The sequence below is a fragment of the Pricia antarctica genome, from assembly GCF_900101815.1.
Lineage (GTDB): Bacteria > Bacteroidota > Bacteroidia > Flavobacteriales > Flavobacteriaceae > Pricia > Pricia antarctica.
This window is the reverse complement of record NZ_FNAO01000005.1, coordinates 360424-381065: the sequence shown is the minus strand read 5'-3', so window position 1 is coordinate 381065 and position 20642 is coordinate 360424. Positions and strand designations below refer to the sequence as shown.

Annotated in this window: 21 protein-coding genes; 11 read left to right on the top strand and 10 right to left on the bottom strand. The window is 42.9% G+C overall.

Annotated features, from left to right (window positions below; genetic code table 11):
- Nucleotides 1-144: 144 nt before the first annotated feature.
- Nucleotides 145-1794, bottom strand: coding sequence for a transcription termination factor Rho (rho, locus tag BLT07_RS11695; RefSeq protein ID WP_091868852.1), 1650 nt, complete (start codon nt 1792-1794; stop codon nt 145-147).
- Nucleotides 1795-1988: 194 nt separating this feature from the next.
- Here rho and BLT07_RS11690 point away from each other — a divergent pair, with 194 nt between their 5' ends.
- The 3 genes from BLT07_RS11690 to BLT07_RS21575 all read left to right on the top strand — a co-directional run bounded on the left by BLT07_RS11690 (nt 1989) and on the right by BLT07_RS21575 (nt 3643).
- Nucleotides 1989-2399 carry a DUF4293 domain-containing protein gene (locus BLT07_RS11690; protein WP_091868850.1) on the top strand — a complete coding sequence of 137 codons (411 nt, stop codon included), beginning with the start codon at nt 1989-1991 and terminating at the stop codon, nt 2397-2399.
- A gap of 168 nt (nt 2400-2567) precedes the next feature.
- Nucleotides 2568-3386 (top strand): SDR family oxidoreductase, encoded by an 819-nt coding sequence (locus tag BLT07_RS11685; protein WP_091868848.1) that lies wholly within the window; start codon nt 2568-2570, stop codon nt 3384-3386.
- Nucleotides 3387-3514: 128 nt separating this feature from the next.
- The gene (locus tag BLT07_RS21575; protein WP_262503249.1) at nt 3515-3643 is read left to right on the top strand and encodes a hypothetical protein; all 129 of its coding nucleotides are present in this window, start codon (nt 3515-3517) and stop codon (nt 3641-3643) included.
- A 69-nt stretch (nt 3644-3712) separates the two neighbouring features.
- Here the strand turns inward: BLT07_RS21575 and BLT07_RS11680 are convergent, their stop codons facing one another.
- Nucleotides 3713-4213 carry a metallophosphoesterase family protein gene (locus tag BLT07_RS11680; protein ID WP_091868846.1) on the bottom strand — a complete coding sequence of 167 codons (501 nt, stop codon included), beginning with the start codon at nt 4211-4213 and terminating at the stop codon, nt 3713-3715.
- Between the two features lie 160 nt (nt 4214-4373).
- On the opposite strand from BLT07_RS11680, the gene truA reads away from it, so the two are divergent.
- Nucleotides 4374-5126, top strand: coding sequence for a tRNA pseudouridine(38-40) synthase TruA (gene truA / locus BLT07_RS11675; protein ID WP_091868844.1), 753 nt, complete (start codon nt 4374-4376; stop codon nt 5124-5126).
- Nucleotides 5119-6888 carry an ABC transporter ATP-binding protein gene (locus BLT07_RS11670; protein WP_091868842.1) on the top strand — a complete coding sequence of 590 codons (1770 nt, stop codon included), beginning with the start codon at nt 5119-5121 and terminating at the stop codon, nt 6886-6888. Before truA ends, BLT07_RS11670 begins: the two co-directional genes overlap by 8 nt.
- Here the strand turns inward: BLT07_RS11670 and BLT07_RS11665 are convergent.
- Together BLT07_RS11665 and folP are read right to left on the bottom strand one after the other, a co-directional pair.
- Entirely contained in the window at nt 6885-7673 is a 789-nt protein-coding gene (locus BLT07_RS11665; RefSeq protein WP_091868840.1) for a diadenylate cyclase, read from the bottom strand. The two genes, BLT07_RS11670 and BLT07_RS11665, sit on opposite strands and share 4 nt — an antisense overlap.
- Nucleotides 7674-7787: 114 nt before the next feature.
- Nucleotides 7788-8621 (bottom strand): dihydropteroate synthase, encoded by an 834-nt coding sequence (gene folP / locus BLT07_RS11660; RefSeq protein WP_091869023.1) that lies wholly within the window; start codon nt 8619-8621, stop codon nt 7788-7790.
- A 95-nt stretch (nt 8622-8716) separates the two neighbouring features.
- Here folP and BLT07_RS11655 point away from each other — a divergent pair, with 95 nt between their 5' ends.
- The 5 genes from BLT07_RS11655 (at nt 8717) to BLT07_RS11635 (ending at nt 12513) form a co-directional block, all read left to right on the top strand.
- Nucleotides 8717-9253, top strand: a complete 537-nt coding sequence (locus BLT07_RS11655) for a DUF1599 domain-containing protein (RefSeq protein WP_091868838.1) — start codon at nt 8717-8719, stop codon at nt 9251-9253.
- A gap of 107 nt (nt 9254-9360) precedes the next feature.
- On the top strand, nt 9361-10455 hold the full coding sequence (locus BLT07_RS11650) for a BT_3928 family protein (protein WP_091868837.1): 1095 nt from the start codon (nt 9361-9363) through the stop codon (nt 10453-10455).
- A gap of 144 nt (nt 10456-10599) precedes the next feature.
- Nucleotides 10600-11349, top strand: coding sequence for a triose-phosphate isomerase (tpiA, locus tag BLT07_RS11645; RefSeq protein ID WP_091869021.1), 750 nt, complete (start codon nt 10600-10602; stop codon nt 11347-11349).
- A 33-nt stretch (nt 11350-11382) separates the two neighbouring features.
- Nucleotides 11383-12213 carry a 50S ribosomal protein L11 methyltransferase gene (prmA, locus tag BLT07_RS11640; protein ID WP_091868835.1) on the top strand — a complete coding sequence of 277 codons (831 nt, stop codon included), beginning with the start codon at nt 11383-11385 and terminating at the stop codon, nt 12211-12213.
- Between the two features lie 24 nt (nt 12214-12237).
- Entirely contained in the window at nt 12238-12513 is a 276-nt protein-coding gene (locus BLT07_RS11635) for an ATP-dependent Clp protease adaptor ClpS (RefSeq protein ID WP_091868834.1), read from the top strand.
- Nucleotides 12514-12640: 127 nt separating this feature from the next.
- Here BLT07_RS11635 and BLT07_RS11630 read toward each other — a convergent pair whose 3' ends face one another.
- The 5 genes from BLT07_RS11630 to hisC form a co-directional block, all read right to left on the bottom strand.
- Nucleotides 12641-13540 carry a flavin reductase family protein gene (locus BLT07_RS11630; protein ID WP_091868832.1) on the bottom strand — a complete coding sequence of 300 codons (900 nt, stop codon included), beginning with the start codon at nt 13538-13540 and terminating at the stop codon, nt 12641-12643.
- 180 nt (nt 13541-13720) lie between these two features.
- Entirely contained in the window at nt 13721-14959 is a 1239-nt protein-coding gene (gene fahA, locus BLT07_RS11625) for a fumarylacetoacetase (protein ID WP_217633318.1), read from the bottom strand.
- A 79-nt stretch (nt 14960-15038) separates the two neighbouring features.
- Nucleotides 15039-16199 (bottom strand): 4-hydroxyphenylpyruvate dioxygenase, encoded by a 1161-nt coding sequence (gene hppD / locus BLT07_RS11620; protein WP_091868828.1) that lies wholly within the window; start codon nt 16197-16199, stop codon nt 15039-15041.
- A gap of 92 nt (nt 16200-16291) precedes the next feature.
- On the bottom strand, nt 16292-17458 hold the full coding sequence (locus BLT07_RS11615; RefSeq protein WP_091868826.1) for a homogentisate 1,2-dioxygenase: 1167 nt from the start codon (nt 17456-17458) through the stop codon (nt 16292-16294).
- Nucleotides 17451-18551: a histidinol-phosphate transaminase gene (gene hisC, locus BLT07_RS11610; RefSeq protein WP_091868824.1), complete on the bottom strand. Its 1101-nt coding sequence runs from the start codon at nt 18549-18551 to the stop codon at nt 17451-17453. The genes BLT07_RS11615 and hisC overlap by 8 nt, the downstream gene beginning before the upstream one ends.
- A 151-nt stretch (nt 18552-18702) precedes the next feature.
- Between hisC and BLT07_RS11605 the strand changes: the two genes are divergently transcribed.
- Complete coding sequence (locus BLT07_RS11605; RefSeq protein WP_091868823.1) at nt 18703-19191, top strand: Lrp/AsnC family transcriptional regulator; 489 nt, start codon at nt 18703-18705, stop codon at nt 19189-19191.
- 240 nt (nt 19192-19431) lie between these two features.
- Here the strand turns inward: BLT07_RS11605 and BLT07_RS11600 are convergent, their stop codons facing one another.
- Nucleotides 19432-20292 (bottom strand): MBL fold metallo-hydrolase, encoded by an 861-nt coding sequence (locus BLT07_RS11600; RefSeq protein WP_091868821.1) that lies wholly within the window; start codon nt 20290-20292, stop codon nt 19432-19434.
- Nucleotides 20293-20642 lie beyond the last annotated feature (350 nt).

Genomic DNA, 20642 nt, shown 5'->3' with positions numbered 1-20642 from the left:
CTACATGGGTGAATAACTAATGCTATTTGTGTTCGATATCTGCCCCAAAAAATCCCAAACTCCCAACCGAGCGGTTTGGAATTTGGGATTTGGCACCTCGATTGCACTCGGGGTGATACCTTTAGGCTTAGCCGCAACAGCGGTCTATTGGTTCATCGTCAACAAGAACTCCTCGTTATTCTTGGTCTGTTTAATGCGTTGTTCAATGAATTCCATCGCTTCTACCGGATTCATATCCGCCAAGTATTTGCGAAGGATCCACATGCGCTGAATAGTATTGTCATCCAACAAAAGGTCGTCTCTTCGTGTACTTGAAGAAGTAAGGTCGATGGCAGGGAAAATTCTTCGATTCGAGATCTTACGGTCGAGTTGAAGTTCCATATTGCCAGTTCCCTTGAATTCCTCAAAAATAACTTCGTCCATTTTTGAGCCGGTATCGGTCAATGCCGTAGCTATGATGGTCAGTGAACCGCCACCCTCGATATTCCGGGCAGCTCCGAAGAAACGTTTCGGTTTGTGCAGGGCATTGGCGTCCACACCACCGCTCAATACTTTTCCGGAAGCGGGCTGTACCGTGTTATATGCTCTCGCCAAACGGGTGATGGAATCTAATAGAATGACCACATCGTGGCCACATTCCACCAATCGCTTGGCCTTCTCTAAAACGATATTGGCCACGCGCACATGTTCGGTAGCTTCCTTGTCGAAGGTAGAGGCGACCACTTCACCACGTACGTTTCGCTGCATATCGGTAACCTCCTCCGGGCGTTCATCGATCAATAATATAATCTGGAACACCTCGGGGTGATTGGCCGCGATGGCATTGGCAATGGCTTTCAACAGCATGGTCTTTCCCGTTTTTGGTTGGGAAACGATCATGCCCCTTTGGCCTTTTCCAATGGGGGAGAACAAATCTATAATCCGTGTGGAAATATTGCTTTGACGATCGGCAAGATTAAATTTTTGTTGTGGAAACAACGGGGTCAAATGCTCAAAGGAAACGCGATCGCGCACAATTTGTGGGTCGATTCCGTTGATCTTATTGACCTTGATAAGCGGAAAATATTTCTCGCCTTCTTTCGGCGGGCGAACATTACCCAAAACCGTATCCCCGGTCTTCAAGCCGAACAAACGAATCTGCGACTGCGATACGTAAATGTCATCGGGCGATGAGAGGTAGTTATAATCCGAAGAACGTAAAAAGCCGTAGCCGTCTTGCATAATATCAAGAACCCCTTCGCTTTCAATAATACTGTCGAATTCGAATTCCGGCGCTTTATAACGGTTCTTCAGATCTTTATCGTAGTTACTTTTATCGTAACTGCTTTTCTGATGCCGCGGATTTTTATTAGGGGTGTTCTGGCTCTTGTGGTTCGAGTTGTCTTTTTGATCTTTCTTGGCCGAAGGGGCCTTTGCATTCTGTGGACGCGGTCTTGGCTTTTTGATTTCCTTTGTTGCCGTATCCGAATTCTTGGAGTCTTTTGCATCCCTAGAATCCTTAGAGGAAGGCTTCGGGGAAGCATTGGACGAACTTTTGTCGGTATCTTCCTTAGTTGTTTTTGCCTTCGGTGCCCGTGGTTTAGGTTTCGGCTTCGGTTTCGGCTGATTCGCTTTCTCGGTATTATCCGCAGAAGCGACTTCCGAGGTGATTTTTGGATTAGACGCCTGTAGGTCTAGAATCTGGTAGACCAGGTCCAATTTTTTCTGGGTCCTGTATTTGGGAACATTAAGGGTCTTAGCTATTTCCTGAAGCTCAGGCAGCTTTTTTGCTTTTAAATCTGAAATTTCAAACATTAAGTATGATATAAATTAAGTGTCTAAATAAGAATAACAAGAAGTGAATATTCGATTGGATGTTATGCAGGAAAGATTTCCGTTGAGGTAAGTGTTGTAACCTATAACGTTACAATATTACAAATTATTTTCAATACCTCGACGTTTTTTTTCAAAAAGCCTGTATTTTTGTCCGTCGTAACCTAATTCGTTCCATGATCCAAAGAATTCAGACCGTTTATTTGTTTTTCGTGATGCTCATCTCGGGTATACTGCCGTTTTGGGTAAACCTATGGTCCGATGCCGACGGAACCGCTATCTTTGCAAAGAACGATATTTTGGTTTCAGGTGCTTTTTATTTATCGGCATTTTTGGCCTTAATCGCCATAGTTATTTACAAGAAAAGAAAAAATCAGTTTGTGCTGAACAGGCTGAACCTCATATTGAATCTTTTTTTATTGGGATTTTTCGTTTACCGATCGCTAAATCTATCTGGAGAGACCACGGTCTCGGAGAAGGGTATTGGGATGCTGATTCCTATTATTTCTATCGTTTTGTTGGTTCTTGCCAATAGGGCCATCAAGAAGGATGAAGATCTCGTGAAATCTGTGGATCGTCTACGATAAGACCAACATCTACTTAGTAGTATTAGTGTGTATGGCCCGGGGGTAGTTTCCCGGGCCTTTTTTGAATGCATTTGCCGAAAATTTTGTTCCAAACGGATATTCCAGCTATAGGATGATTTTTTTATATACATTTATGGAATAGGAAATAAAAAATAGGAAACAGGAAACATGCAGAAACCGAATAAACGACTAGAAAATCAGACCTGTATCATAACAGGTGCCAGTTCAGGTATCGGGAAGGCAGTGGCCAAGGCGATGGGCACGGAGGGTGCAAACATAGTTGTCAATTATCATAGCGGTGCGGCCGAAGCTGAGGAAGTCGCCGATTGGATATCCAAACATTCCGATTGTGGCGAGGCGATCGTTTTTAAATGCGATGTCAGCAAGGAGGATGATGTAGAGGCCATGTTCAAAAAGACCATATCCCATTTTGGCACCGTGGATGTATGTGTCGCCAACGCTGGTATTCAAATCGACCACCCTCTGCATGAAATGCCGCTAGATGCCTGGCAGAAGGTGTTGGATGTGAACTTAACGGGACAGTTTTTGTGCGCCCGTGAATCCATCAGGGAATTCTTGAAAAGGGGGATGCGCAAAGAGATATCCAAATCATTGGGTAAAATTATCCACATGAGTTCGGTGCATGAGGTGATTCCGTGGGCGGGCCATGCCAACTATGCGGCGACCAAAGGCGCCTTGACCATGTTGATGCAAAGTATTTGTCAGGAGTACGGATCACAAAAAATACGCTGCAACAGTATTGCTCCCGGTGCGGTAAAAACAGATATCAATAAAGAGGTGTGGAGTACCAAGGAAGGTGCCGAGGACATGTTGAAATTAATTCCGTACAAGCGCATCGGGGTGCCCGAAGATATCGGTAGCGTGGCCAGTTGGCTAGCATCAGACGAGTCCGAATACATTAACGGCACTACGATTTTTGTGGATGGGGGAATGACTTGCTATCCCGGTTTTACGACTAATGGTTAGTTTTTGGGCATTCGACATAGGTAATATCATCCGATATCGTTTTAGTGAAAAACCAAGTGAAAAAGAACAAGGCTTGGGCCGCCTAAACAGGGGTAACACCACACTGAATTAAACTTTAAATTGAGAAAATGAAAAAAATACTACGAGCCTTATTGGCCGGCTGGGGCGCTAAAAAGTTAAGCGGTGGAAAATGTGGCTGTTTTGCCCTGATTGCATTCATTGTGCTGTATTGGTTATTAGGCTATGTGTTCAACTAACACCAATATAACCTGCTATAGGGCAGTTCTTTTTGGTATTTTTTTGTTCCCTTCCTTTCATATGGTGTCTCACCCGCCCCGCTTTCCGAGTTCTACAATCTCCAGATCTTTGATCTCCTTCCCATCGATAACGAAACGCAACATGGTCCGAACTTGGTGAAAACCATGCTTGCCACAGGCACCGGGATTCATGTGCAAGACGCCTAGTTTTTTGTCCCACATCACCTTAAGAATATGGGAATGGCCGCATATAAAAAGTTTAGGCGTATTTTCTCCGATCAAGTCTTTTGCACGGGAATTGTATTTTGGAGGATAGCCTCCGATATGAGTCATCAGAACATCGACCTCCTCGCATTTGAATCGGTTGTTCAGAGGAAATTCCATTTGAATGTCCTTATTATCAATATTTCCATAAACGGCTCGGACCGGCTTTATTTTTTGAAGGACATCGGTCACGGCCAAGCTTCCGATATCGCCCGCATGCCATATCTCATCCGCTTGACGGACATATTTGAGGATATTTTCGTCCATGTGGGAGTGGGTATCGGAGAGGAGTAAGATTCGGGTCATTCTTTAAATATGAGTTATAAGTTAAGGAGTGGCTAATAAATTGTACCATTGGCACGATGTCCGTAAAATCCTTTATTCCAATTCAAACATCGAGCATCGGGCATCGAGCATCCAACCAATCTTCAGTATCTTTGCATTTCCACAAAACTAAAGAATCGATTTGAGATACTTCATCCAATTTTCCTACTTCGGGAAACTCTACCATGGCTGGCAAAAACAGCCCAATGCGATAACGGTGCAGCAGGTGCTGGATGAAGCTTTATCCACACTTTTAAGAAGGCCTATCGAAACGGTAGGGGCGGGGCGCACCGATACGGGGGTACATGCCAAACAGATGTTCGCCCATTTCGAAGCAGAAACAATAAAAAAGCAGGCAAATCTGGTGTACCGCTTGAACGCTTTGCTTCCCGAAGCCATTGCGGTCGGGCAGATCTTCGAAGTATCTGATAATGCCCATGCCCGATTCGATGCCGTTCAACGAACATACGAATATTGGGTAGTTCAAGAAAAAAATCCCTTTTATTCCGACCATGCCCACTATATAAAACATCCTTTGGATGTACAACGAATGAACGAAGGGGCAGCAGTGCTATTTGAGTATAAGGATTTCGAATGCTTTTCAAAGTCGAACACCGATGTCAAGACCTATCTTTGTACCATTAAAAAGGCCGTTTGGGAAGTGAAAAGCGACAAGCTGGTCTTCACTATAACCGCCGACCGCTTTTTACGCAATATGGTGCGGGCCATTGTCGGCACCTTGTTGGAGGTCGGTCATGGCAAACGCACGGTCGTTGATGTTAAAAGGATTATAAATAGTAAGGACCGGTCGCAAGCAGGCACATCAGTACCCGCAAAAGGCTTATATTTGACCTCGGTTCGATACCCCGATGAGATTTTAGAAAAGCATGGATAATAAGGATACCGGAAAAGCATTCGATCTACGACTCTTCAACCGCTTGTTGGAAAAGACACGCCCTTATCGATTGACATTCTATGGCGTCGCCTTGGCCGCCATACTTTTGTCCGTCTTTGCGGTGCTGACTCCCATTATCTTGCAGCAGATTATCGACGATGCCATAAAGCAGGCCAACGCCGATAAATTGCTATACATGACTTTGGCCATGCTCGGGGTACTTCTGGGCCAAGTGGTCAGTCAGTTGGGCTTTAATTACTACGCCAATTGGTTGGGCGAATCGGTCATTAAAGATATTCGGGTCAACCTTTTTCAGCACATGTTGGGCTTTCGCATGAAGTATTTTGACAACTCGTCCTTGGGGGTGCTTGTCACTAGGGCCGTGGCCGATATGCAGCGGATCGGAGAAATCTTCAGTCAGGGCTTCTTTCAAATCGTAGCCGATTTGCTCAAAATGTTCGTTGCCGCTGGCGTAATGCTTTACATGAATTGGAGATTGGCTTTGATCGTGTTCGTGCTTCTTCCTATAATTATGTATGCCACCCGACAGTTCCAAAAGGCGATGAAAGTTGCCTTTACTGAGGTCAGGGCACAGGTCTCCAACCTGAATTCCTTTGTACAGGAGCGTATCACGGGCATGAAAATCGTACAGTTGTTCACCCGTGAAAAAATCGAGAGCGACAAATTTAGGTCCATCAATGAAAAGCACCAGAACGCTTGGCTGAAAACGGTGTGGTACAACTCCATCTTTTTTCCTATTGCCGAAATCGTTTCTTCCATTGCCGTAGGGCTTATCGTTTGGTATGGCGGTCTGCTGAACGTCTCCAACTTGGCCCGGGAGGATTTCGGAACCATTTTTGCCTTCATTCTGCTGATCGACATGCTCTTCCGCCCCTTGCGGCAGATCGCCGATAAGTTCAATACCCTACAAATGGGTATGGTCGCGGCCAATCGGGTATTCCGTATTTTGGATACCGATAGTAATATACAGGATGTCGGTACCGTAGATAAGGAAGAAGTTCGTGGCCATATCAAGTTTACGGACGTCCATTTCGGATATCTGGAGGATGAGGAAGTCCTTCACGGAATCTCTTTCGAGGTAAAAGCTGGGGAGACCGTTGCCATAGTAGGAGCCACGGGTGCAGGAAAATCTACGATTATCAACTTGCTCAGCCGATTCTACGAAATCAATTCCGGATGCATCGAAGTAGACGGGGTCGATATCAAGGATTTTAAATTGACCTCCTTACGTTCCCATATTGCCGTGGTATTACAGGATGTTTTTCTGTTCGCCGACACCATTGCGAACAATATTTCCCTTAAAGACCCATCTATTAGTTTGGAAAGTATTGAAACCGCTGCCAAAGAGATTTTGGTCGATGAATTCATCGTCAGTCTTCCCGGTGGATACCAATACAACGTCAAGGAGAGGGGCTCCATGCTTTCAAGTGGACAGCGCCAATTGATCGCTTTTTTACGCGCCTACGTTAGCAATCCCAGTATTTTAGTGCTTGATGAAGCCACTTCTTCAGTGGATACCTATTCCGAACAGTTGATTCAACGCGCCACGGAAAAAATCACCGAAGGCCGCACGAGCATCATCATCGCCCACCGGCTGGCCACCATCAAAAAAGCCGACCGAATCATCGTCATGGATGCCGGAAAAATCGTAGAGACCGGCACGCACAAAGAGCTGCTTAAACAAGGCGGATACTACAGTAATCTTTATGAGGCGCAATTTTTGGCCGAGGAAGTAGCTTAATCTATTAAATCATCTTTCAACATAGAAGTCAGTTCCTTCGGCCCCTCATAGTCGACAAATTCCCCATTTTTAATGTACGAGATATTTCCCGTCTCTTCGCTAACTACCAGAACCAGTGCATCGGTTTTTTCGCTGATGCCGACCGCCGCCCTGTGGCGAAGGCCAAAGCGAAGAGGAATGTTGCGTTCGTTCGACACGGGCAAAATAGCCCGTGTTGCTACGATATAATTATTTTGGATGATGGCGGCCCCATCGTGCAGGGTACTGTTCTTGAAAAAAATACTTTCAATAATCGGTTGGTTGACCTCGATATACATTTGATCTCCCGAAGACTTTACGAAATCCAGCGAATTGTTTCGTTCTATCACGATAATAGCACCGGTCTTGGTCATGCTCATTTTCTCACAGGCCGAAATAATGGCGTCGACATTGACACTTGTGCCGATGCTTTCGGTTTTTAAAAATTTAAAGTGCTTGAGAAAATTTCGTTTGTTGGCGAAATTGGTAGAACCGACCATCAAAAGAAACTTACGGATCTCTTGCTGGAACACGATGATCAAGGCAATAAGTCCGACCTGCATAAAACCGCCGACCATGCTGCTGATCATCTCCATATCGAGTAGTTCGGTAAGCTTCCAAAAGGCCCAAATGATGACAATTCCGATAAATATATTGATAGCGACGGAACCGCGTACCAATTTGTAGATGTAGTATAGAAGAATGGCTACCAAGATAATGTCAAGGACATCGGTAATACGAAACTCAAGAAAATCAAGAAAATCCAATCCGTAGGGGTTTTTGTAAATTTAGGAAAAAGTTTATACTTCGACTGCGCTCAGCACAGGGGAGTTTATAGGTTTAGAACAAAAAGATTTTATGTCTCTGTAACTCAATACTGCCTACCATCGCATCTCTATCAATCGTTCTGCAAGTGTAATACATTCCATGGCTTCCTTGACATCATGAACCCGCAAAATAGTGGCCCCCTTCATGAGCGCAGCCATATTCAGGGCGGTTGTGCCGTTCAGCGCGTTTTCAGGGGTCGTATCCAAGACATTATAAATCATCGACTTTCTACTGAGTCCTACCAAGATGGGTAGGTCCACGTTTTGAAACAGGGCCAATTTTGAAAGCAGTTCATAGTTCTGTTCCAGGGTTTTGGCAAATCCGAATCCGGGATCGACGATAATATCAATAATACCGAGCTTTCTGGCTTGTGCGATGCGTTCGGAAAAATACTTTAGGATATCGACCAAAATATTTTCGTACTCGGTCTGCTTTTGCATGGTTTTCGGTGTGCCCCGCATATGCATCATACTATAAGGTACTTGGTGCTTTGCGATGATTGCGAGCATTTTTTCGTCCAGCTTTCCTGCGGAGATATCGTTGATCAAGGCCCCACCGGCTTCTAGACATTTTTCGGCCACCTTGCTTCTATAGGTGTCTATGGACAGAATGATTTCTGGAAATGCTTTGAGCAGCATTCCGACTATTGGAAGAATCCTGTTCAACTCGCCATCCTCTGAAACGGAATCCGCGCCCGGCCGTGAACTGTAGGCCCCCACATCGATAAAAGTAGCGCCCTCGTTCAACATCTTTTCGGTTTGGGACAAAATCGATTTTTCATCCTTGTATTTCCCCCCATCATAAAAGGAATCCGGAGTGATATTCAAAACGCCCATTACCTTGGGATGGGTCAGGTCGATGAGGTGGCCTTTGCAATTGATGGTCATAAATGATTTGGACATGACTTGATTAACAAACATTAAAACACGAACTTTGGCCGGTTCGGGAAAACGGACGAAATTTAAGCAATCCAAATTCATTTATGCAAAATACTTCCGGGCAATACGATGCGATGATGGAGATTTGTCGGGAGCTCTTCCAAAAAAAGATGGGAGATTACGGCAGCGCTTGGCGTATTCTGAGACTTCCTTCGTTGACCGATCAGATTTTTATCAAGGCACAGCGCATACGAGGTTTGCAGGAAAACAAGGTCCGTAAAGTGGATGAAGACGAGCGTTCGGAGTTTATCGGTATTATCAACTATTCCATTATGGCCCTTATCCAATTGGAAAAAGGCGTTGCCGAACAGCCCGACCTTTCTACCAAAGAGGCCATCCAGCTCTATGAAAAGCACGCAGCTGCCACAAAAGCTTTGATGGAAAACAAGAACCACGATTACGGCGAAGCCTGGCGCGATATGCGGGTCAGCTCGTTAACGGATCTGATTCTTCAAAAGTTGTTGCGGGTAAAACAGATTGAAAATAATAAAGGCAAGACTTCCGTTAGTGAAGGGGTCGATGCCAATTATCAGGATATGGTGAATTACGCGGTTTTTGCACTAATACATTTGAAAAGTTGATGAGTTTATGAGATTAGGGGTTTACACAGCCATGAAAAATCCGGTAGCACCCCACAAACTTATAAATCGTATAAACCCATAAACTATTCAGTAGGAATTTTAAAACAATGAAGTACATAGTAAACATAAGCAGAATCTTAGTCGGCATTCTTTTCATAATCAGCGGCCTGATCAAACTGAACGATCCCGTTGGTTTTTCGTTCAAACTTGGGGAATACTTTAGTCAAGGCGTGCTCGACCTTCCATTCTTGGAGCCGTATGCGCTGGCCATTTCCCTTTTTGTAGTCATTTTTGAAGTCCTGTTAGGCGTCATCCTCTTATTGGGTTTTCGGGTTAAATTTACGGTGTGGAGCCTTTTAATAATGATTGTCGGCTTTACGTTCCTGACCTTTTATTCCGCCTATTTTAACAAGGTCACCGATTGCGGCTGCTTTGGGGATGCCATCAAATTAACCCCATGGGAATCGTTTACCAAGGATCTTATTCTGCTGGTATTGATTATTATTTTATTTGTTGGTAGAAGATTCATAACGCCCTTGTTCCGATCGAATACGATTCGGGTCATCACCTTGGTCGCCGTTGTATTTTGCGTTGTATATGGTTACTATGTGCTCAACCATCTGCCCGTCATAGACTTCCGACCCTATAAGATCGGTGCCAATATCGAGGATGGAATGACCGTTCCGGAAGATGCGCCGAAACCGATTTACGATTATGCGTGGCGATTTGAGGTAGACGGCGAGGAGAAAATAATCGTGACCCAAGGGGATTACCCATCCGTTGACGGTGAGTTTATCGATGTGGAAACTACAGAGGTACAAAAGGGATATGAGCCGCCCGTTCACGATTTTACAATTGAACAGGAAGGTGAAGATTTTGCCCTTTCACTGTTGCAGGAGCCAAAATTGGTCATGGTTATCGCCTATGACTTGGCAAAGACCAATGAAGATATCTATTCGGAGGTAAAGAAAATAACGGACGTTGCCTTGAAGAAAGGGTATACCGTAATCGGGATGTCCGCTTCAAACGACCAGCAAACCTCAAAACTGATAAAAGATCATAAGCTGGACTTTGAATTTTACTTTACCGATGAGACTACCTTGAAAACGATAGTACGTTCCAATCCGGGAGCGTTGGTCTTGGAAAAAGGAACGATACGACAAAAAGTACACTACAACGATTTGGATGAACTGGAATTTTAACGAAAGTCGCTGCGAACCTATTCGCCATATACTGTAAAGCTTTGTAAATTCACAAAATAGTAATTTTATAGGATTTATAAAGAGTCTCAGATTAGCCTAAAGACGAGGCAAGGGATGCAGGAAGAAAACTTAAACACACAAAAAATGAGAAGTAAGATAGTAGCAGGAAACTGGAAAATGAACAAAAATTCGGCCGAAACCGAGGCGTTGCTCACTGAACTGGCCGCAAAATTACCGGACACCCAGGCAGAGGTCATGGTCGCCCCGACATTTGTGAACCTACAGTCGGCCGTTAAGCAATTGGAATCCTCGACCATAGAGGTGATTGCCCAGAACATGCATTTCGGTGAAAGCGGTGCCTACACCGGGGAAATCTCCGCCGATATGTTGTTGGATATCGGTATCGATACCGTTATCATCGGCCACTCCGAACGACGGGCCTATTTTGGGGAAACCGATGAAATTTTGGCCAAAAAAGTAAAAACCGCCTTAAAAAAGAATATGCGCGTCATGTTCTGTTTCGGCGAGGAACTCGATGATCGAAAATCCGAAAACCATTTTAATGTCGTAGAAACCCAGTTAAAAAACGCCCTTTTTTCTTTGGATGCGTCAGCATGGACATCCATTATATTGGCCTACGAACCGGTTTGGGCCATTGGTACTGGAGAGACCGCATCACCAGAACAGGCGCAGGAAATGCACGCTTTTATTCGCAAGACCATTACCGACGCGTATGATACTTCAATCGCTACTAATGTGTCTATTCTATATGGTGGAAGTGTAAAACCAGCCAATGCCGAAGAGATTTTCTCAAAACCCGATGTCGATGGCGGACTCATCGGTGGGGCATCCTTGGTAGCGGATGATTTTGTTGCCATTATTGAGGCAATTTGATTGCCCGCAATCTTTAAAATTCAACGAGAAACCTTGTCCACCTATATCGAATATAGCTTCCAAATTAAACCTTTGCAACCCGCATCCGACATTCTGATCGCAGAACTTGGCGAGGCGGGTTTCGAAAGTTTTGTAGAGAACGACGAGGGTATTCTAGCCTATATCCAAAAAGAGGAATGGAATAAACAGATCTTGGAAACGATCCGGATTTTACAAAGTGCCCAATTCGATATCTCACATACTTTCAAGGAAATCGCCCAAGAGAATTGGAACGAGACTTGGGAGCACAATTTCAATCCCATCCAAATCGACAATCGATGTGCCGTGCGTGCCCCTTTTCATACGAAATTCGATGTGGATTACGATATCGTTATCGAACCCAAAATGAGCTTTGGCACCGGCCATCATGAAACCACCCACATGATGCTGCAATTCATTTTAGACCATGATTTCCGAGGGAAATCCGTTTTGGATATGGGCAGTGGTACCGGCGTACTTGCCATTCTTGCTGCCATGAAAGGTGCGGCACATGTCGATGCCATCGATATCGATAATTGGTGCTATCTCAATGCCATGGAAAATGTAGCAAGAAACGATTGTTCGCAAATCAATGTTTACGAAGGGGACGCGAGCTTGCTGGGCAATATAAAATATGATTGTATATTGGCCAATATCAACCGGAATATTTTAGTGGGGGATATCCCTATTTATATCCAAAATCTAAGGGAAAACGGAACGCTTTATGTCAGTGGATTTTATGCGGAAGACCTCCCCATACTATCCAAAAAATGCGCGGAAAATGGACTCAAATTCGAAAAAAACCTCCAAAAGAACCATTGGGTTGCCGTAAAATATGTATTTTAGGGTATTCAAGGAAAATAATTTGTCATGAGTACGAGAGAGAAAGTATTGGAAGAAGTTCTTCTTAAGGAAGAAACGGTAAAACATAACGAAATTGTTGTTTTTAACGATGACGTCAACACCTTCGACCACGTGATCGAAACCCTTATGGATGTTTGCGAGCATACGCCCGAACAGGCTGAGCAATGCTCCCTAATTGTACATTATAATGGTAAGTGCACGGTCAAGACCGGGGAATATAAGGATTTGGAGCCCCGGTGCAGCGGACTTTTGCGCGCAGGTTTGAGTGCGGAGATTGTTTGAACTTCCTTTGTGGGAGTGTTATTTAAACGCTGTCCCCTTGGCATGAACCTGTAAATTAAGCGCTGTTCTTTAACGAGCCCTAATTTACCCACACTAAGAAACAGAGTATCAGTATCTCTGATAACGGTTATAATCCGTCGGAGAAAAGTGTTTTAAGCGCAAAATCTAAATTACCTTTTTGGAGATACCCTTTAGCAGTCTTGTGCAATTGCGCGATTTTTTCATCCTTGCCGCGTATCTTTAGAATTTGAGCAATACTGGATTTTTTTTGGAATTCATCTAGGTCTTCTTCGGAAGGCTTTTTTTCTGCATTGCCCAACCTGCCTATATCGTTTCCGGAAAATATATCCGTTTTAAAAATATGTTTTGGTAATTGATCCACCCCAATGCCCTTGTTCCGAATGGGTTTGGGTATTTCAAATAGGGACTGTTCCGTAACCCGGGTATACCAATTCGCTCCCATTCTGGCCACGTGATCCAGTTTTTTCGTTTCTAATCCCTTATTCCCGTCCAAGTATTTATTATCGATATGAATATATACTACTCTTGAAATAAGTAGATTGCCAGCACCTCCTTCATTTCCTAGTTCGACAATATTATCTACTACGCATTCAAAGGAAACCGGAGATTCCTTAACACGGGGCGGCCTCACTTTAATGGAGTCAATCGGGGTCAATCCCGATTTACTGAATTCATTGACGCCTTTGTCATATTCGGTACTTGCCAATGACATTTGCTCGACCATGGGATAGTTGACGGTATTGATAACAACTTCTTTTACTTCCCGAATATTCTCAAGGGTATGCTTTATAGTATTGTCCCTAACTCTTCGGACCGGGGAAAAAATCAAAATAGGAGGATTGGCACTGAAGACATTAAAAAAACTAAAGGGACTTAAATTTACGACCCCTTCTTTGTCTATTGTACTCGCGAAAGCTATGGGTCTTGGCGCAATGGCCGTTGTTAGCAGTTGATAGATTTCTGATGTACCAATTTCACTGACATCTATTGAAGTGATTTCGTTCATACTTTTTATGTGCTATTTTTTGGGAAAATCCCCGCTTTACTACTGTTTTGAAGTCCGCTATACGCTATACGCTTTACGCCTTTTGCCCTGCGCTTTACGCATTGTGCAATACGCAAAAAGAGTTTCGAAGGATTTGCGGATACCGCTTGGCCGGCCTCCCGATTTTTAGGTAAAAGTAGTTTAATTTAAAGCGGGCAATACCTGTGCCCTTACTTCACCAAATCCGACTCTGATGTTGTCTTTTTTACAATACCCTCTTAGGATTACCGTATCAAAATCTTCAATAAATTTTCTTTCTTCACCATTGGATAAGATAATGGGTTTTTGTCCGCCCCATGCCAATTCCAACATAGACCCGTAAGAATTCGCCTCTTTTCCACTGATAGTTCCTGATGCTAGCACATCGCCAACCTTCATGTTACATCCGTTGCAGGTATGATGGGCTAATTGTTGCGCCATATTCCAGTACATATATTTGAAATTGGATCTACTCACGATGTTTTCTTCACCATTCTTTGGCTTAATGCCCACTTCTAAATGAATATCGTAATTTTTTTGACCGCTATAGGTAAGATACGGTAATACTTCGGGTTCTTGTTCGGGACCTTGGACTTTAAAAGGCTCCAAAGCTTCTAAAGTAACTATCCAAGGAGAAATTGAGGACGCAAAATTTTTTCCTAAAAATGGCCCCAAGGGAACATACTCCCATTTTTGGATATCCCTAGCCGACCAATCGTTAAATAGCACTTTCCCAAAAATGTAATCCTCTGCATCCGAGGTTGTAATGGATTCTCCCATTCGGGAATTCTTGCCAATAATAAAGCCCATTTCTAATTCAAAATCCACTTTCGAAGAAGCTTGAAAAACCGGGGCTTTAGTATCGGGCAACAACACCTGACCTTTTGGCCTGTAAATATTTTGACCGCTGACCACGATTGAGGAAGCCCTTCCATGATAGCCAACAGGTAGGTGCTTCCAGTTAGGTAATAGCGCATTTTCAGGGTCCCTGAACATTTTTCCCACGTTAGTGGCATGCTCGATACTAGAGTAAAAATCGGTATAATCCCCTATACGAACGGGAAGATGCATGTGGGCTTCGGATTGGGGCACCAAAACTTGTGTTTGATCAAGTAACGAGGAATTTTTATCGGACAATAAGTCCTGTACCTTTAATCTGACCGCAGTGTTGACCGGTTTGCCAAGATTAATAAAATCGTTCAGATAAGTGGTAACAAAAGTTTTCTTATCTACTTTTAAATCCTCGAAATGCCCTAGTTCCGCAATAGCAGATACATCAACGATTTGGTCACCAATAGCGATGCCAATTTTTTTGTTGCCGTTTCCAACCGAGAAAATTCCAAAGGGAAGATTGTATATGCTGAAATCCGAATCTTTAGGAATGTCTACCCATGAAGTAATTTTTCTGGCCATGTTATTACTTTTCAAAATAGCCTGATTTTTATTTCAGGATTAACTTTTAATTAGAAAAAGTCCGTGTTTACAAAGTACCTCGACTGGCTTGTTCCCGTTCTATCGCCTCAAATAGCGCTTTGAAATTTCCTACTCCAAATGACTGCGCACCCTTGCGTTGAATGACTTCAAAAAACATAGTGGGCCTATCGACTATGGTCTTTGTGAAAATTTGTAATAGATATCCTTCTTCATCCCTATCGATTAAAATCCCATGCTTTTTTAATACCTCTACATCTTCATCGATTTCGCCTACACGTTCCAATAAATCGTCATAGTACTCCTCAGGAACATATAAAAACTCTACGCCTCTATCCCGCATCGCAGAAACGGTGGCTACAATATCATCTGTGGCAACCGCAATATGCTGAACTCCGGGGCCATTATTAAAGTCCAAATATTCTTCTATTTGAGACTTCTTTTTCCCTTCGGCAGGTTCGTTGATAGGGAATTTGACCCTGCCATTGCCATTACTCATTACTTTACTCATCAAAGCCGTATAATCGGTAGATATATCATCATCGGTGAAGGAAACAATTTGGGCAAAACCCATCACTTTACCATAAAATTTACACCATTGTCTCATTTCGTTCCACCCAACATTGCCCACGATATGGTCAACAAATTTTAATCCTACCGGGGCTGGGTTGTAGTGGGATTCCCATTTTCTATATCCGGGCAAGAAAATACCGTTGTAATTGTTACGTTCTACAAAAATATGGACGGTTTTGCCATAGGTGTAAATACCGGAACGAATCACGTACCCGTTTTCATCGGCTGTCTTAGTGGGCTGCATGAAGGGTTTGGCACCTCTCTTCGTAGTTTCTTCGAATGCTTTTGTCGCATCATCGACCCCAAGCGCCACTATTTTTACCCCATCACCATGTATATTGATATGGGCATTGATAGGTCCGTCTTTTTGAAGGGGAGTGGTCAATACCAAGCGTATATTATCCTGTCTTAAAACATAGGAGACCCGGTCTTTTATTCCTGTTTCCAAACCTGAATAGGCTTCCGATTGAAAGCCTAATGCCGTTTTGTAGAAATGAGCGGTCTGTTTTGCGTTGCCAACATACAATTCTATATAATCCGTTCCGTTCAAGGGAAGAAAATCTTCAGCTTCCTCAAATATTTTGTGTAATCCGTACTCGGTATTCTGTAAATCTTTTAAATGCTTTATGCCTGCCATAACTTGTGTTATTTAAGTGTCAATGCTTTCATCGAAACAAGAGGGGTGATACTCCCCAGTATCAATATTGATTACGTTCTCTTAGTTGAAGGTCAATGGTTTTCATCTAACCATGAGGTGTGATAATCCCCGGTATCAATAGTAATTGCTTCCTCCGTAACCATCAACGGCTTAAAGGTATCCACCATCACCGCCAACTCCTGGGTTTCCGTTTGTCCGATACTGCGTTCCATTGCCCCGGGGTGCGGCCCATGGGGAATACCTGCCGGATGCAAGGTAATCTGACCGATTTCGATGTTGTTTCTGCTCATAAAATCCCCATCCACGTAATACAAGACCTCGTCAGAATCGATATTGCTATGATTGTACGGCGCAGGTATCGATTGCGGATGATAATCATACAATCTAGGAACAAATGAACATATGACAAAGGCGCTGGTTTCAAAGGTTTGATGTACCGGGGGCGGTTGGTGGATTCTACCCGTTATCGGCTCAAAATCATGGATGGAAAGTGAATAGGGATAATTATATCCGTCCCAACCGACCACGCTAAAGGGATGGCCTGCATAGATATATTCATGTATCATATCCTGTTTTTTTACTTTTAAAAGGAAATCCCCCTTATCCGTAAAAGTTTCCAATTCACTGGGCGGATGCATATCCCGTTCACAAAATGGGGAATGCTCCAAATGCTGCCCGAACCAGTTGCGATAGCGTTTTGGCGTATAAATAGGATGCTTGGATTCTACAATAAACAGTCGATTATCTTCGGTATCAAAATCCAGTTGATAAATTATCCCTCTGGGAATAACGAGATAATCACCATATTTAAAATCGATATTTCCCAAAAACGTTCTCAGTTTGCCGGTCCCCCTATGCACAAACAGGACTTCATCCGAATCCGTATTCTTATAAAAATAATCCCGCAACGATTTTTTGGGCGCTGCTAAGGCAATATAACAATCGCTGTTGGCCAGTATAATTTTCCTGCTTTCCAAATAATCGTCCGTCGCGGCGATGTCAAAGCCTTTTAAGCTCATGGCTTTCATATTCTTCTCCACCGCTATTTTAGGCGCTACTCTATACGATTTCAATATTTCTTTGACTTGTGTCGGGCGATGCGTATGGTATAGCAGTGATGACATCCCTTCAAAACCAATGGTTCCGAATAATTCCTCGTAATAAAAATCACCGGAATCGTTCTTGAATATGGTATGTCTTTTATGGGGTATTTCTCCCAAGGTATGATATCTAGGCATAGGAATACGTTTTATGAATGGTCGCTATTAAGGCTCGATTGGCTTCGTGGGTACCGATGGTAATCCGAATGCCATTTGGGGCTCCGAATTTATCACAAGGTCTAACCATTATTCCTTCTGACAGCATTTGAGTAGTAAAGTCCTTTATGTTTGGCGCTATAAAAATAAAATTGGTCTGGCTGGGCCAATAGGTTATATCCAATGCATCGAATTCAGTATACAGCCATTTTTTTTCCGTTCGGATCAGATCAACCGTTTGTTTTAAGTGCTCCTTGTCCTTTAAGGCAGCAATCCCCGCGACCATCGAAAGGGTGTTGATTATAAAGGGTCTCTTTATATTTTCGATATATGAAATAATCTGCGGCGTAGAAATTCCATAGCCCAATCGTATCCCTGCCAAGCCGTATGCTTTTGAAAAACTATGAATGCCGATTACATTTTTCTTCTCTTTAATATAATCGTAAGCTCTTGGATAATCAGGGGCATCGACAAAGTGAAAATACACTTCATCATAAACCACGATAACATCTTCCGGTAAATTATCTATTAAAAAATCGATATCCTTCTTACCGGTATAAGTCCCAGTTGGATTGTTGGGATTTGTAATAAAAACAAGCCTGGTATTTTTGGTAACGGCCTTTAATATCGCATCGACGTTCAGGGTATAATCATCTGAATTTAAGGGAACATTTACAACTTTACTTCCCTCGTTTTCAATCATACTTTCATAGGCCACAAAGGTAGGATGACTGATAATACATTCTAACCCGGGACTTAAAAAGGCTCGGGTGATCAGTTCTAAGGTTTCAATACCACTATTCGCCGTTACGATATTTTCCGGAGTCAGATGAGGGTAGGTTTCACAAATAGCGTTCTTCAATAAATGGTCATCCCTAAACTTGTATTCATGTATATCTTGAAGGCTATTAATAATAGCCTGTTGTGCCAGAGGGGAAGGGCCCAGTGCATTTTCATTGGAAGATAGTTTCCATATCTTGCTGATATCCCTATCGGCAAGTACCTCTTCCCTGGTAATGCCACCGGCATAATCCTTCTTTTTGACGTATGACTTAAAGACTGTTTCCGTATCCATTCCTATAAAATTACTGTATAAACCCGACCTTATATATGTTTTCACTATTGATAGATTAAATTTTGGTTATATTCGCTAATAAATAGATGATATCTGTTTTTATAATCTATTTTTTGGTAGCGATTAGTTATCCGGCAAATAATTTAACTGTATGAAGAATGAATTGGATACTACGGACATTAGGATTTTAGAGTTGCTGCAAGAGAATTCTAAAATGACCGCGAAGCAAATTGGTGAGCGGTTGAACCTTTCCCAAACCCCCATATTCGAAAGAATTAAAAAATTGGAGAGGGAAGGGTATATAAAAAATTATATGGCCGTCTTGAACGAACGAAAATTGGGCTTAAAGCAAACCGTTTTTATAGGAATTACCCTAAAAGGCCATACCCGCAGCTACTTGGAAAAATTTCTTAAAAAGGTCAGTGATTTCCCCGAGGTTTTGGAGTGCTACCAGGTGGCAGGAAATTATGATTTCATACTCAAGGTGATTCTAGAGGATATTGAGGGATATCAGGTATTTGTTGAAACCAAACTATCCTTAATTTCTGAATTAAACACCGTTAACAGTTATATTGCCATTAAAAAAGGGAAGCAAACCAATAGGCTCGATTTAGGGTTTTTAAAGGATTCCGTTAAATAATAAATAAAAAGAATTGTTCATCCGGCGTTCTAAATCTATTAATCAACTCATTGAGAGGTTTTGCTTGGAACCAAGAATATTGGCTTTTGAGGTCAGATGAAGTCATTTTTTAATGGCATCGCAGGGCTACGGTTTTCAAAAATGCAGAAATAAAGCCTCCAAGGTGATATGCGTAGGTAAAAGTAAAAGTTTAAATGAGTTCACTGTGAAACTGCAGTAGTTGAACATTCAAACAATCTCTTAATCCGCCGACGTATAAATAAATTCCACGATTTTGTCCGCGTTGATAAAACCTTGTCCGTGGGTAGCGTCCCATTCTTTCGATAGGCCCATTTTTTGGGTCTTTTCCAACGAATTTCCTTCATCCCTTGCTTTCTTGACACGCTCGCGTAGCGTAATCAAAACGTTTTTATAATCCTCTAAATCCGCTTTTGAGGACATCTTTCCGTGACCGGGAATTATTTGGGTCGTGTCATCGACGATACCCAGGGCCATAGTTACGTTCGATATCAGGCCGTCGATATCGCCGCCCGAATCGATATCGATATAAGGGTAACGACCGCTGAAAAAATTGTCGCCCATGTGAATTACATTATCCTCCGGAAAATAATAATAGGTATCCCCATCGGTATGTGCGGGGTTGACAGACATAGCATGCAGACTTTTGCCATTGCCTAAATACAGGGTCATTTTATCGTTAAAAGTTACGACCGGAAGTGCCTTCGTAGGACTGGGCTCGTCACCGGTTTCCATTCTATTGCGCACATTGTCATGGGCAAAGATCATGGCTCCCGCATTGCCTAAATTTTCGTTTCCACCGGTATGATCTCCGTGAAAATGCGTATTGAGTACAAATTTGATGGGTTTATCGGTGATTGTTTTCACATGGGTTGCGATTTTTTCGGTCAGTGGACCAAACTGGTCGTCGATGAGGTAAGCGGCATCATCACCGATCGCAAGACCTATATTTCCTCCCGCACCGAATAGCGTATAGATGTTGTCGGTAAGTTTTTCGGAGGTAATCTGCACATCGCTAAAGTCATCTTGGGCGGTGAGGAAGGTTACCATACTGCAACAGATAAGAATGCTAATTTTTTTCATTTCGACTCTATTTTTTTTTGAAAGGTATGCAAATACTATGGATATTTTTTCGAAAACTAGGATAGCCAAGGGCTATGTCGTTGGTCGCAGGTGGTCGCTCGTCGGATGAAATAGGGGAGTGAGCTCGATTTTTCTTTCCATGGATGCTTGATGGATGCCTTTTATTCTTTGGATACATTACCTGAACCAGAAACTTTGCTATCCAATTTTTTCGGATTGCCGCGGTATCGGATATTCCCCAAACCGGAAACCTTTGATGTAAGCGGTTCGTTTACAGTGATTTCGACTTCTGATGTTCTTTCGGATGTTCCGCCAATCGATTTTTAGGTTGTTTTTAAACAGGGTTCTTG